Genomic DNA, 13,790 nt, shown 5'->3' with positions numbered 1-13,790 from the left:
GTGCGTTTCTTCTCTGTTCATTGAAGGGTTGTCTGTACCAGGCAAACAACATAAGCGGACAATGATACCCCAGTGCCGCGAAAAGTGGGTAACATTTCCAGCAGCTTACTCTTGTTTATCCGTCGAAATCAGGCTGAGGGACAGAGAGACAATGCCTTCATCCAGCTGGATATCAACGTCAAAACCGAGCTTCCGCGCCAGGGTCACCATACCCCGATTGTTTGGCATAGTAATGCCATTCAGGCGTGACAATCCGTGATCGCGCGTATAACCAATGAGTTTTTCGAGCAGCCGTCTGCCCAACCCCAAACCCTTAAGATCGGAACGCACCAGTACGGCAAACTCCGCATCCACGTTATCCGGGTCGGAAATGGCACGCGTCACGCCGAGGATCTCCTCTCCCGCTCCGGAACGGCGGACCGCCACAATCGCCATTTCTCGATCGTAGTCGATCTGGGTCATATTGGCTAAATCGTCGTGGGTAAATTCATTGATTTCGCTGAAATAGCGATAGTACAAATCTTCCTTCGTCACCTGCGAGATGAACGCCCGCAGCAGCGGCTCGTCTTCCGGCAGGATAGGGCGAAACAGCGCCCGTTCCCCATTTTTCATCTCCACCCACTCTTCCAGATGAAGAGGATAAGGACGAATGGCGAGACGGCTTTCCCGATCACCGATAAAGGGCGCAATATCCAGCGTCACGTCCAGCGCGGTAAATTCATTTCCGGAGGCAAGAAGGGGGTGGATATCCAGGCGCTGGATCTCCGCACAGTCAACAATGAGGTTGGAGACCTTCACCAGAAACTGGCTTAACCCGGCGATATCAAGCGGCCGCAGAGCGCTTCTCCCGCGGATTTTTTTGCTTTTGATGGCCTGAATAATCAAATAACGCGCCAGGTTCATGTTTAGAGGAGGAAGCGCGACAACCGCCTGTTCTTCTGGCCGCCACTCAACGCCGCCTTCACCCAGCATAATGAGAGGACCAAAAACCGGATCGTGTTCGACAACCACGCGCAGCTCCTGTGCACCCGCACGGTTGGCCATGCTCTGCACCAGCAGGCCGTGGATCCGGGCCTGTGGCCACGTCATTTTTACGCGATCGATAATGGCATCCGCGGCCTGTTGTACTTCTGTCGCGGTGCGCAGATACAGCATGACGCCCTGCACATCCGATTTGTGCGGAATATCGGGAGAGCGCAGCTTCAGCGCGACCGGATAACCAATCTGCTCAGCGATATGTACCGCCTCAGCGCTGTCGCCGGCAATCCAGGTGGGCAGGGTTTGCATCCCATAGCTGCCAAGAATGGGTTGTACCTCATGTGTATCAAGAGAAGTGGCGCCCTCTTCGATGGCCTGCTGCAAAAGCCTGTGCACATCCACCGAATTTGCGGTGAGATTGCCCGGCAGGGCAGGCGTTTCACGCAGTTGCTTCTGGTTGCGGCGGTATTCAACCATATGCATAAACGCGGTAATGGTGCCCTCCGGGGTACGGTAGGTTGGCAACCCGGCTTCACTAAACAGACGCCGTGCCTCCTGGGAGGAGAACTCGCCGCACCAGTTGGTCAGCAGGGTAACGTATTTGCCGCGGGGATGTTTTCGGACTGCCTCAATCAGCGCACGCGCACTTTCGCTGCCTGGCGCAACCGCGCTGGGCGAATGGATAATCATCAGCGCATCAAAGTCCTGGCTATCGAGCAAAATCGTGATCGCCTTAATGTAACGATCGCTGCTGGCATCATCGCGCAAATCGAGGGGATTATCGGGAACAACGCTTCCCGGTAACGCGTCCCGCAGGCGCTGTAGCGTCTCTTCACCCAGCGTGGCCAGCTTGCCGTTGCGTAGCCAGAGCTCGTCCAGCGCCAGGGCGGCGGGAGCGGCACCGTTGCTGACAATCATCAGCTTTTCACCGCGCAGGGGGCGCATGTGGCTTAACGTTTCGACGGCGGAAAAAAGCTCGTGCGTATCCTGTACCCGCAGTAAACCGGCGCGCTGGATCGCTGCATCCCATGCGGGATCCATCCCTGAACGGGAATGTAGCAGGCGCTGAGCCGCAGGGCTGCGCCCGCTTTTGATGACCAGTATCGGTTTATTTCTCGATGCGCTACGTGACGCCGACACAAAACGACGGGCGTCGCTCAGGTGTTCAAGGTAGAGCAGGATAGCGCTGGTTTTGCTGTCACGCGCCAGGAAATCCAGCAGCTCATCGACGTCAATGTCCAGGCTGTCGCCCAAAGCGATGAAGTAGGAAAAACCCATCTCACGCTGCTGCGCCCAGTCGAGGATGGTATTGGATACCGCAGCCGACTGCGAAATAAAGGCCAGTTTGCCTTTACGGATCGGAACCGGGGAAAAACTGGCATTTAGCCCTTGCCAGGGCGCAAGCAGGCCGAGGCTGTTTGGACCAAGAATGCGCATCTGGTAGCGGCTGGCGCAGGCCAGCAGTTCGGGCTGCTGTTCAGGAGGCGAGGAAAGAATAATGCAGGTTTTACAGCCTTTCTGACCGAGCGACTCAAGCAGTTCGAGGTTTCGTTTCGCATGCGTACAGAGCACGGCGAGGTCGGGAACGAAAGGCAGGCTCTGCACATCCGGCCACGCCAGCACCCCCTGTACCGCCTTATAAGCGGGCGTAACGGGCATGACCGGGCCGTTAAACCCGCCAGCCAGCAGGTTACGCATCATCAGATACCCTGCGCGGTCCGGTTTCATCGAGGCGCCAATAACAGCAATGGATTTCGGACGGAGTAGCGCTTCTAACCCTCTCTGGCTCATGCAGGCCTCCTGTGAATGCAAGCGACCTGATGATTTTAAACGCTTTCTGCCTCAGTTGCTGTGACGCTACCCTTATGAACGGTTTTTCCCGCAAGATAACGTTCGCGGAAGCAGGAGAAGTGGGAGCCCAGCGCGCCGGCCGCCTGGGTATCGCCCGCCAGATCCAGTAGCGCAATAGCGACTTCAGCGGTGCAATATTGACCGTCGGCATGCGCTTCACGTAAGCGATAGGCCGAGACGCGCGACAGATCGACGGAAATCACCGGCAGCGCATCAAGATAAGGGCTTTTGCGAAACATCTTTCTCGCTTCGGTCCAGGTGCCGTCGAGCATAATAAACAGCGGCGGCTTACCAGATGGTGGCGCCGTAAGCACCTGACGTTGTTCGCCTGCATATGATGCCGGGAAAACGACCATAGGCTGATAGTCCGGGCTTGCCACCAGGTCGAGCAGAGCCTTAGGTGGCTCAGTGCGCGACCACTGAAACGCTGCGGTGTTAGGCAGAATATCGGCGATCAAACGCCCCGTGTTGCTGGGCTTCATCGGTTCGGTATCGAACATGACCAGACAAAAGCGGCTTTTCGCCTCGCTCGGTACAAGCGTTTCGCACAGACACACTTTCAGCGGTAAAAGGCAGCGCTGGCAGCGGCGAATACGATTGCCTCGGGCCAGAAAAGGGCGGGTGGCGCGCGCAAGGCGCTCGGCGCGTAATTGGAGTACAGCGTTATCAGTCATGGGCGAAAAGGCAGGAAAAACCCCATTTTCGCAGAGGAGAGAACGGGGCACAAGATATGCCCCGCGAATGTTACAGGGATTCGTTTAACCAGCTGTCGAAAGGCGCTTTCGGTACTGCGCCATTGAGCATGTCGATCACTTCACCATTTTTGAAAATCATAATGGTTGGAATGCTGCGAATGCGAAAACGGGCGCTGAGTTCACGTTCCGCTTCGGTATTCACTTTGACAAAACGCATTTTCCCGCTGCGCTCTTCAGCCACGTCTTCGAAGATGGGCGCAAAGTTACGGCAGGGGCCGCACCACGGCGCCCAGAAATCGACCACAACAGGCAGATCGTCCTTGAGGAGTTTGTCCAGCGTAGCACCCGTCGCGTTAATGACATCGCCATCAAATAATTCGTGGCCACAACGCCCGCATTTCGCACCGTCATCCATCCGATCGTCCGGAATGCGGTTTAAAGCCTGACAGTTGGCACATACGGTATTCATAACTAACCTCTGATAGAGCCGTGGAACAACGGCAGAACGCCGATAATGTTTCTGATATGTTACATATTATCAGTGAGCCTGTATGAAACGACAACGCGTTTTATTCAATGGGAACAATAGTCACAGGCTTTTGTACGAAATTATGGCTATGAGCTTGCACATCGGGTAATCTGCGCGCTTCGCGCAGCGCTGGTGGAGAAAAGCATGAACGACGAAATGAAAAACAAAAGCGGCAAGGTCAAAGTGATGTATGTCCGCAGTGATGATGACTCTGATAAACGCACCCAAAATCCGCGTACCGGAAAAGGTGGCGGGCGTCCGGCGTCTTCTCGTGCAGACGGTGGCCGTCGCCCCGCCCGCGATGACAGAAATAACCGCGGCGATGACCGCAAACGTGATGACCGTAAGCGTGACGATCGCAAACGCGATGATGTTGTCCGTGACGGTGGATCGCCATGGCGTACCGTTTCTCGCGCGCCCGGTGAAGAGGCGACCGAAAAAGCCGATCACGGCGGTATCAGCGGAAAAAGCTTTATCGATCCGGAAGTGCTGCGTCGTCAGCGTGCGGAAGAGACCCGTGTCTACGGTGAGAACGCCTGTCAGGCCCTGTTCCAGAGCCGCCCGGAGTGTATTGTTCGTGCATGGTTTATTCAGAGCGTGACCCCGCGCTTTAAAGAAGCGCTGCGCTGGATGGCGGCGAACCGCAAAGCCTATCACGTGGTTGACGATGCCGAGCTGACAAAAGCGTCCGGGACTGAACACCACGGCGGCGTCTGCTTCCTGATCAAAAAACGTAACGGCACTACCGTGCAGCAGTGGGTCAGCCAGGCGGATGCCGATGACTGCGTGCTGGCGCTGGAAGATGTGGGTAACCCGCATAACCTGGGCGCTATGATGCGTAGCTGCGCGCACTTTGGCGTGAAAGGCGTTCTGTTGCAGGATGCCGCGCTGCTGGAATCCGGTGCGGCGATTCGTACTGCGGAAGGCGGTGCAGAGCATGTTCAGCCGATCACCGGCGACAGCGTGCTGGAAGCCCTGGAGCAATTCCGTAAAGCGGGCTACACCATTGTCACCACCTCAAGCCGTGCCGCTACGCCGCTGTTTAAAGCGATGCTGCCGCGCAAAATGGTGCTGGTGTTAGGTCAGGAGCGTGATGGTCTGTCTGATGCGGCACTCTCCAGCGCTGACCTGAGCGTCTCTATCGACGGCACAGGCAACGTTGAAAGCCTGAACGTATCCGTTGCGACCGGCGTGCTGCTGGCGGAATGGTGGCGTCAGAACAAGGCATAAGCCTTTTATGTGCCGGGCCTGACCCGGCACATTCAAACCCTACTCGCTCTCTGCGGGTAACACAGGCATCCAGTCAATCGGCTTTTCGCCACGCTTTTCCAGCCACTCATTCGTCAGAACAAAATGATTACTGCCAAAGAAACCGCGATGCGCAGACAGCGGCGACGGGTGCGGTGCCTTCAGCACGTAATGACGCTGACGATCGATAATCGCCCCTTTCTTTTGGGCATGCGAACCCCAGAGTAAAAACACGACGCCTTCACGATGCTCATTGATCAGGCTGATAACCTTATCGGTAAAGGTTTCCCATCCCAGACTGGCGTGGGAGTGTGCCTGACCCGCCCGGACGGTTAATACGGTATTCAGCAACAGCACGCCCTGGCGCGCCCAGCTTTCCAGATAACCGTGATTAGGGCGGGTAAAACCCGGAATCGTTCCTTCCAGCTCTTTATACATATTCAGCAGAGAAGGGGGGATGGCCACGCCCGGACGCACGGAAAATGCCAGTCCGTGAGCCTGCCCGGGGCCGTGGTACGGATCCTGCCCCAGGATAACCACCTTTACATCACTCAGTTCGGTGTAGCGGAAGGCGTTAAACACATCTTTCTGCGGCGGATAAATTGTCTGGCCGGCCTGCCGTTCAGCCGCAACGGTACTGAGGGTGTTAATAAAATAGGGCTGCTGCTTCTCTTCTGCCAGCACGTCATGCCAGGTTAAAGGTGTTGTCATCTCGCTCTCCTGCGGATCTCATTCTGTGTCTAGCTTACCTGCTAAACCCCAATGAGCAAAATTACCCGCGGAAAAGCAGGCTAAGTGTCTCAATTTATGTTGAAAACCAGGCAGGATAAGTTGAATTGGTAAACCTTTAAAATTGATCTAAAACAAAAAATACAGACCACACTCTTTGTGTGGTTGGTGGTTTTGTTGATTTAAATCAATAAATCACCCGGGTCTGAATGTTATATATACACACAACAAACAATGGTTTTACCAATTGGCCGCAAAAGGCCAGCATCAGTTAATGTAGCCTAAGGGAGGCAACACATGATTACAGGTATCCAGATTACTAAAGCTGCAAATGACGATCTGCTGAACTCTTTCTGGCTGCTGGACAGCGAGAAAAACGAAGCGCGCTGTGTAGTAGCGAAAGCAGGTTTTGCGGAAGACGAAATCGTTCCGGTGAGCAAACTGGGCGAAATTGAATACCGTGAAATTCCAATGCAAGTGCAACCAGAAGTACGCGTGGAAGGCGGTCAGCACCTGAACGTTAACGTCCTGCGTCGCGAAACGCTGATGGATGCCGTTGAGCATCCGGAAAAATACCCGCAGCTGACCATCCGTGTGTCTGGCTATGCGGTGCGTTTCAACTCTCTGACCCCGGAACAGCAGCGCGACGTTATCGCGCGTACCTTTACTGAAAGCCTGTAAAGTTCAGCTTCGGGGGTGGAATAAAAAAGCCGGGAATGTCCCGGCTTTTTTTTACTCTTCAGTTTTTGTCTCTGGCGCAGCAGAACTTGGCTTACGGCGCTTACCAATATTTTTGGTATCGCGGTGGCGCTGTTTAACGCGCGGCTTCTCTTTTTCTTTCTCTTTTCTCTCAGCACGTTTCGCGAGCGCTTTCTTGGACGGTTTACCCGTCATTTTTTCACTCGGCGCACGTGTGGTCGGACGAAGCCCGTCAATCACGCGAGCTTTCAGCGGCTCCTCAACGTAGCGGCCAATTTTCTGTAGCAGCAGATGGTCGTGCGCTTCTACCAGAGAGATAGCAATACCTTTGCGGCCCGCACGGCCGGTACGACCAATACGGTGCAGGTAAGTATCACCGCTGCGCGGCATATCAAAGTTGATTACGTGGCTCACGTCCGGGATGTCGATCCCACGCGCGGCAACATCGGTGGCAACCAGCACATTCACGCGGCCATCGGTCAGGCGCTTAATCCCTTCGGTTCGCTTAACCTGCGCCATTTCACCTTCGAGATAGCAGTTGTTAATGCCGGCGTTGCGCAGCATTTCTGCCAGCTCATGCACGCGCTCACGTTTGCGTACGAAGACGATGGTACGGGTTGCCTCTTCCTGCTTCAGCAGGTGTTTCAACAACTCAACCTTATGCTCAAGGTTATCTGCGCGGTAGTACCACTGGTGGATCTTCTTACGCTCACGGGTCGATGGCGTAGCGGACACTTCCACCGGATCTTCCAGCAGACGTTCGGCGAAATCTTTAATGGCATCCCCTTCAAGGGTTGCCGAGAACAGCATTGTCTGATTACGCCAGCGCGTTTCACCCGCGATGTGTTCGATATCCTGGGCAAAGCCCATGTCCAGCATGCGGTCAGCTTCATCGAGAATCAGCGTTTCCACCGCGCGGCAGTCGAAGTTCTCTTCTTTTATGTATTGCAGCAGACGGCCCGTCGTCGCGACAACGATATCCTGGTTTTCGCTGAACACTTCGGCGTGGTTCATATACGCTACGCCGCCGGTGATGGTCGCGATATCCAGATGGGTGTTCGCCGCCAACTCACGCGCGTGTTCGGCAACCTGCATCGCCAGTTCACGGGTCGGGGTCAGGATCAAAATGCGCGGCGGGCCTGATTTTTTACGCGGAAAGTCGAGCAAATGCTGCAACACAGGCAGCAAGTAGGCTGCTGTCTTCCCCGTGCCGGTTGGCGCAGAACCGAGCACATCGCGGCCCTCAAGCGCAGGCGGAATGGCCGCGGCCTGAATGGCGGTCGGGCGTGTAAAGCCTTTGCTCTCAAGGGCATTGAGCAGGCTTTCATCGAGTTCAAGTTCGGAAAAAGTCGTTACAGTCATGTTCTACCTCTGTGTGGGGCGCTGATTATAGACGTTACGGCTGTAATCTTCATCTGTTTGTATGGATATCGCTTTTCGACCACTTCGCTTTCCCCTATGCTACTCCAGTTTCACTCAGAAGGTTGCCCTGACATGTCTCAACTCAAAGCGCAGTTGCGCCGCGATGGTTTTACGTTTAAACAGTTTTTTGTGGCGCACGATCGTTGTGCGATGAAAGTCGGTACAGACGGTATTTTACTGGGTGCATGGGCGCCTGTCGCAGGTGTAAAACGCATTCTGGATATTGGTACGGGCAGCGGACTTCAGGCGCTGATGCTGGCGCAGCGAACGGAAGAACACGTCACGATCGACGCCGTTGAGCTTGATCCTCAGGCGTCCCGGCAGGCAAGTGAAAACGCTGCCGACTCTCCGTGGGCAGATCGCATCAGGGTAGAATGCGCCGATGTCCTGACCTGGGCGTCGGAGCAAACCGCGCGTTACGATTTGATTGTCAGCAATCCGCCCTATTTCACGCCAGGCGTGGAATGTGGAACGCCGGAACGCGAGCAGGCACGTTACACCGGCTCGCTCGATCACAAGGCGCTACTGACCAGTGCGGCGGAGCTCATCTCGGAAGAGGGATTTTTCTGCGTGGTCTTGCCTGAAAGCACGGGTAATACCTTCATTGAGATCGCACGGGGGATCGGCTGGAATCTGCGTCTTCGTACCGATATTTCGGATACGGAAGGACGCTTACCGCACCGCGTGTTGCTGGCGCTCTCGCCGAAAGAGGGGGAATGCTTTATCGACAGGATGGTCATTCGTGGGCCAGACCAGCGTTATTCCGAAGATTACACTGCCCTGACCCAGGCCTTTTATCTGTTTATGTGAACCTGCGGCGTCAACACCGACGGGCCGGACATTTCAAGCGGTTCGGGATAGTCCAGCGTATAATGCAGGCCACGGCTCTCTTTGCGCATCATCGCACAGCGCACAATCAGCTCGGCAACCTGCACAAGGTTGCGCAGCTCCAGCAGATTATTAGAAACGCGGAAGTTGGCGTAATATTCATCAATTTCCTGCTGCAACATCATGATGCGGCGTAACGCGCGTTCCAGGCGCTTCGTTGTGCGTACAATCCCGACATAATCCCACATGAAAAGCCGCAGCTCGTGCCAGTTATGCTGGATAACCACCAGTTCGTCCGGGTTTTCTACCCGACTTTCATCCCATGCCGGCAAGTGTGTTGTCGGACGTGCATAGGGCATGCGTTTGGTAATATCTTCCGCAGCCGACCACCCATACACCAGACACTCCAGCAGCGAGTTTGAGGCCATGCGATTCGCACCATGCAGGCCGGTGTAGCTGACCTCGCCGATCGCATACAAACCATCCACGTCGGTACGACCATGATCGTCAACCATCACCCCGCCACAGGTATAGTGTGCGGCAGGTACAATCGGCACCGGATCGCGGGTTAAATCAATACCCAGACTCAGCAGCTTTTCATAAATCATCGGGAAGTGCTGGCGAATAAAGTCTTCCGGTTTATGGCTAATGTCCAGATACATACAGTCGACGCCAAGCCGCTTCATCTCGTGGTCAATGGCGCGGGCCACGATATCCCGCGGGGCAAGTTCACCTCGGGGGTCGAAGTCCGGCATAAACCGGGAACCGTCCGGACGCTTCAGATACGCGCCTTCGCCGCGCAACGCTTCAGTTAACAGGAAGTTACGTGCCTGCGGGTGGAAAAGGGCGGTAGGATGGAACTGATTAAACTCCATATTCGCCACGCGGCAGCCTGCGCGCCAGGCCATGGCGATACCGTCTCCGGAGGCGATATCCGGGTTAGTCGTGTACTGGTAAACCTTGGAGGCGCCGCCAGTCGCCAGCACAACGGCTTTTGCCTGGCAGGTTTCCACCTTCTCTTTATTCCGATTCCACACCCATGCGCCGACAACACGGCGCGTGCCGGGCAGGCCAATCTTATCGGAAATAATCAGGTCGACGGCGTTGCTGCGCTCCAGCACCCGAATATTAGGATGGCTGAGGGCTTTGCTGACCAGCGTGGTTTCAACCGCTTTTCCGGTTGCATCAGCAGCGTGCAGAATACGGCGGTGGCTGTGCCCGCCTTCACGGGTCAGGTGATAGCTCTCTTCACCATTAGGCTGAACATGCGTATCAAACAGCACGCCCTGATCGATAAGCCATTGCACGCAGTGGCGGGCATTGCTGGCGACAAACTCTGCCGCATGCTCATCCACGATCCCGGCGCCGGCAATCAGGGTGTCTTCTACGTGCGAGGCTATACTATCCGTTTCATCAAACACGGCGGCAATACCGCCTTGTGCATAGAAGGTGGAACCTTCGCTCATCGGCCCTTTACTCAGCACGATTACGTTCTGATGTTCCGCCAGGCGCAGTGCGAGGGATAGGCCGGCAGCACCGCTGCCGATGATCAGTACATCACAATGAAGTTCAGGCGTCGTGTTCATGATGTTTGTTTAATTTACTAAACATGGTGTGGGGAGAATAGCATTGTGATGCGAGATATCGCACGTTTTTTTTGTTGTGTGTTGCAATGACTAAACGGAAGGCCAGAAGTTAAATCTGCGCTAAATGGCCGGAAATATTTTGCGAAGCAGATCGTTAGCTTCAGATTTTGTGGTGAAATAAAGCCTGTGTTGCGTTACTCTTCTGACGATAAAGTTGATGATTCTTGTCAGAAAGCGGGTGCGTATCGTGAACAGACTTATAATGAGAGAAAATGAACGGTCTGCGGCGCGATGAACAAAAACAAAGGCGTTACGGAACTTATTGAAGAACAGACACTCTAATTTGGTGCTTGCTCAAAGTGCAATGTTGTTAGAGTGGCGTTTCGATAACGCGTGGAATTTGGTTTGGGGAGACATTACCTCGGATGAGCGAGCAGTTAACGGACCAGGTCCTGGTTGAACGGGTCCAGAAGGGAGATCAGAAAGCTTTTAACCTACTGGTGGTGCGCTACCAGCATAAGGTAGCGAGTCTGGTTTCCCGCTATGTACCGTCAGGCGATGTTCCTGATGTGGTGCAAGAGTCTTTTATTAAGGCCTATCGCGCGCTGGATTCATTCCGGGGGGATAGTGCTTTTTATACCTGGCTGTATCGTATTGCAGTCAATACGGCTAAGAATTATTTGGTTGCTCAGGGCCGTCGTCCGCCTTCAAGTGACGTTGACGCTATCGACGCAGAAAACTTCGAAAGTGGCGGCGCGCTGAAAGAAATTTCGAACCCTGAGAACTTAATGTTGTCAGAAGAACTGAGACAAATCGTTTTTCGCACGATCGAGTCGCTCCCGGAAGATTTACGCATGGCAATTACGTTACGGGAGCTGGATGGCCTAAGCTATGAAGAGATAGCCGCCATCATGGATTGTCCGGTCGGCACGGTTCGTTCACGAATTTTCCGTGCGCGAGAAGCCATTGATAATAAAGTTCAACCGCTTATCAGGCGTTGACGATAGCGGGATACTGGAAAAGGTATTAGGCATGCAGAAAGAAAAACTTTCCGCTTTAATGGATGGTGAAACGCTGGATAATGAGCTGCTCGATGAGTTGTCTCATTCTCCCGAAATGCAACAGACCTGGGAGAGCTATCATCTTATCCGCGACTCTCTGCGCGGTGATACCAGCGAGGTTCTCCATTTCGATATCTCAGCACGCGTTATGGCGGCCATTGAGAACGAACCTGTTCATCAGACCACGCCGCTGATTCCTGAAGCGCAGCCTGCACCTCACCAATGGCAGAAAATGCCGTTCTGGCACAAGGTGCGTCCATGGGCCAGCCAGCTCACCCAAATGGGGGTCGCTGCGTGCGTATCGCTTGCAGTTATCGTTGGGGTCCAGCACTATAATACTCAGTCTGAAGCCAATCAGCAGCCTGAAGCGCCAGTGTTCAATACGCTGCCGATGATGGGTAAAGCCAGCCCGGTTAGCCTGGGCGTACCGGCAGATGCCTCCGCAAGCGGCGGACAGCAACAGCAGGTACAGGAGCAGCGCCGTCGCATTAATGCGATGTTGCAGGATTACGAGTTGCAGCGCCGTCTGCACTCCGAGCAGCTTCAGTTTGAGCAGGCCCAAACCCAGCAGGCTGCTGTGCAGGTGCCAGGAAACCAAACTTTAGGAACACAATCGCAGTAATGAAGCAACTTTGGTTCGCCATGTCTTTGATGGCGGGTAGCCTGTTCTTCTCTGCTAACGCCTCGGCTGATGTTTCATCCGGGGCGTTGTTGCAGCAAATGAATCTGGCCAGCCAGTCACTCAATTACGAGTTGGCATTTATCAGCATCAATAAGCAGGGTGTCGAATCGTTACGCTATCGCCACGCCCGCCTTGATAATCAGCCGCTCGCCCAGCTTTTACAGATGGATGGCCCGCGTCGGGAAGTGGTCCAGCGTGGGAACGAAATCAGCTATTTCGAGCCAGGCCTTGAGCCGTTTACGCTCAATGGTGACTACATCGTTGATTCCCTGCCGTCGCTCATTTACACCGATTTTAAACGTCTCGCCCCCTACTATGATTTTATCTCGGTGGGGCGAACGCGTATTGCCGACAGGCTGTGCGAAGTGATCCGCGTTGTCGCGCGGGATGGGACACGTTACAGCTATATCGTCTGGATTGACGCAGAGACGAAGCTGCCGATGCGTGTTGATCTGCTCGATCGCGACGGTGAAACGCTTGAGCAGTTCCGCGTGATCTCCTTCGATGTGAACAGTCAGGTTGGCAACAGCATGCAGAATCTGGCCAAAGCCAGCCTGCCGCCTTTGCTTTCCGTGCCTGCCGGCGATTCTGTCAATTTTAACTGGGTACCATCCTGGATCCCGCAAGGGTTCAGCGAAGTTTCCAGCAGCCGTCGCCAGCTCCCAACCATCGAAACACCGGTTGAGTCGCGACTCTATTCCGATGGGCTGTTTAGCTTCTCGGTGAATATCAATCGCGCTACGGCGAACAGTTCCGAACAGATGCTCCGTACCGGTCGCCGGACGGTCAGCACGACGGTGCGCGATAATGCGGAAATTACCATTGTCGGTGAATTACCGCCGCCAACGGCAAAACGTATTTCAGACAGCATTAAATTTAGGGCTGCGCAATGATTAAAGAGTGGGCCACGGTCGTATCCTGGCAGGATGGCGTAGCGCTTGTCAGCTGTGACGTTAAAGCATCGTGCAGCAGCTGCGCTTCGCGAGCCGGTTGCGGCAGCCGCGTGTTGAATAAGCTGGGGCCGCAAACGTCGCACACTATTGCTGTGCCGAGCGATCAGCCGCTGGTGGCAGGGCAAAAAGTGGAGCTGGGCATCGCTGAAGGTAGCCTGCTCACTTCCGCTATGCTGGTTTACCTTTCTCCGCTGGCAGGTCTGTTCGTGATGGGCGGGGTTTTCCAGATGCTGTTCGGCACAGATTTGGCCGCCATGTGCGGGGCCGCTTTGGGCGGCGTGGGCGGGTTCTGGCTTGCTAAAGGCGTTTCCCCAAGGCTTGCCGCCCGGGAAGCGTGGCAGCCCGTTATCCTCAGCGTTGCACTGGCACCCGACCAACTTCGTGTTGAGACGCTCTCTTCTGAGGCCCGGTAATCTGCCGGGCTTTATTATTATTTACATCGCAATAAAGAAAACGCCGTCTCTTCGCGCTATACCTGGCTCTAAGTGCATTTCCAGCTGACGAGGATGTAGTGTAGAATGCTGCGTTT

Annotated in this window: 13 protein-coding genes; 7 read left to right on the top strand and 6 right to left on the bottom strand. The window is 54.7% G+C overall.

The window, feature by feature from the left end:
- Positions 1-105: 105 nt before the first annotated feature.
- From pat to trxC, 3 genes are all read right to left on the bottom strand, one after another.
- Positions 106-2,769, bottom strand: a complete 2,664-nt coding sequence (gene pat, locus L379_RS06440) for a bifunctional acetate--CoA ligase family protein/GNAT family N-acetyltransferase (RefSeq protein ID WP_032654625.1) — start codon at positions 2,767-2,769, stop codon at positions 106-108.
- Between the two features lie 35 nt (positions 2,770-2,804).
- Positions 2,805-3,503 carry a tRNA-uridine aminocarboxypropyltransferase gene (gene tapT / locus L379_RS06445; RefSeq protein WP_017692866.1) on the bottom strand — a complete coding sequence of 233 codons (699 nt, stop codon included), beginning with the start codon at positions 3,501-3,503 and terminating at the stop codon, positions 2,805-2,807.
- 70 nt (positions 3,504-3,573) lie between these two features.
- Positions 3,574-3,993 carry a thioredoxin TrxC gene (trxC, locus tag L379_RS06450; protein WP_003860733.1) on the bottom strand — a complete coding sequence of 140 codons (420 nt, stop codon included), beginning with the start codon at positions 3,991-3,993 and terminating at the stop codon, positions 3,574-3,576.
- Positions 3,994-4,197: 204 nt separating this feature from the next.
- On the opposite strand from trxC, the gene L379_RS06455 reads away from it, so the two are divergent.
- Entirely contained in the window at positions 4,198-5,283 is a 1,086-nt protein-coding gene (locus L379_RS06455; protein WP_032654623.1) for a tRNA/rRNA methyltransferase, read from the top strand.
- Positions 5,284-5,322: 39 nt separating this feature from the next.
- Here the strand turns inward: L379_RS06455 and ung are convergent, their stop codons facing one another.
- On the bottom strand, positions 5,323-6,012 hold the full coding sequence (gene ung / locus L379_RS06460; RefSeq protein WP_032654620.1) for a uracil-DNA glycosylase: 690 nt from the start codon (positions 6,010-6,012) through the stop codon (positions 5,323-5,325).
- A 315-nt stretch (positions 6,013-6,327) separates the two neighbouring features.
- Here ung and grcA point away from each other — a divergent pair, with 315 nt between their 5' ends.
- Positions 6,328-6,711 carry an autonomous glycyl radical cofactor GrcA gene (gene grcA / locus L379_RS06465; protein WP_003860727.1) on the top strand — a complete coding sequence of 128 codons (384 nt, stop codon included), beginning with the start codon at positions 6,328-6,330 and terminating at the stop codon, positions 6,709-6,711.
- A gap of 51 nt (positions 6,712-6,762) precedes the next feature.
- On the opposite strand, the gene srmB is transcribed toward grcA, so the two are convergent.
- Entirely contained in the window at positions 6,763-8,091 is a 1,329-nt protein-coding gene (gene srmB / locus L379_RS06470; RefSeq protein ID WP_017383554.1) for an ATP-dependent RNA helicase SrmB, read from the bottom strand.
- Between the two features lie 132 nt (positions 8,092-8,223).
- On the opposite strand from srmB, the gene L379_RS06475 reads away from it, so the two are divergent.
- Positions 8,224-8,961 (top strand): tRNA(1)(Val) (adenine(37)-N(6))-methyltransferase TrmN, encoded by a 738-nt coding sequence (locus L379_RS06475; protein ID WP_032654617.1) that lies wholly within the window; start codon positions 8,224-8,226, stop codon positions 8,959-8,961.
- Here the strand turns inward: L379_RS06475 and nadB are convergent.
- On the bottom strand, positions 8,946-10,565 hold the full coding sequence (gene nadB / locus L379_RS06480; RefSeq protein WP_017692868.1) for an L-aspartate oxidase: 1,620 nt from the start codon (positions 10,563-10,565) through the stop codon (positions 8,946-8,948). The genes L379_RS06475 and nadB overlap by 16 nt on opposite strands.
- Before the next feature lie 425 nt (positions 10,566-10,990).
- Between nadB and rpoE the strand changes: the two genes are divergently transcribed.
- From rpoE to rseC, 4 genes are read left to right on the top strand one after another with little or no spacing between them, the layout of a single operon-like run.
- Positions 10,991-11,566 (top strand): RNA polymerase sigma factor RpoE, encoded by a 576-nt coding sequence (rpoE, locus tag L379_RS06485; RefSeq protein ID WP_006176728.1) that lies wholly within the window; start codon positions 10,991-10,993, stop codon positions 11,564-11,566.
- Positions 11,567-11,597: 31 nt separating this feature from the next.
- On the top strand, positions 11,598-12,248 hold the full coding sequence (rseA, locus tag L379_RS06490; protein WP_015572138.1) for an anti-sigma-E factor RseA: 651 nt from the start codon (positions 11,598-11,600) through the stop codon (positions 12,246-12,248).
- Positions 12,248-13,201 carry a sigma-E factor regulatory protein RseB gene (rseB, locus tag L379_RS06495; RefSeq protein WP_003860717.1) on the top strand — a complete coding sequence of 318 codons (954 nt, stop codon included), beginning with the start codon at positions 12,248-12,250 and terminating at the stop codon, positions 13,199-13,201. Before rseA ends, rseB begins: the two co-directional genes overlap by 1 nt.
- Positions 13,198-13,674, top strand: coding sequence for a SoxR-reducing system protein RseC (gene rseC, locus L379_RS06500; RefSeq protein ID WP_006811609.1), 477 nt, complete (start codon positions 13,198-13,200; stop codon positions 13,672-13,674). The genes rseB and rseC overlap by 4 nt, the downstream gene beginning before the upstream one ends.
- The last annotated feature ends 116 nt before the right edge of the window (positions 13,675-13,790 follow it).

This window comes from Enterobacter sp. MGH 33 (genome assembly GCF_000534535.1).
GTDB lineage: Bacteria > Pseudomonadota > Gammaproteobacteria > Enterobacterales > Enterobacteriaceae > Enterobacter > Enterobacter hormaechei_C.
The sequence above is the reverse complement of the archived record's forward strand: the minus strand, read 5'-3'. Positions and strand labels throughout refer to the sequence as shown.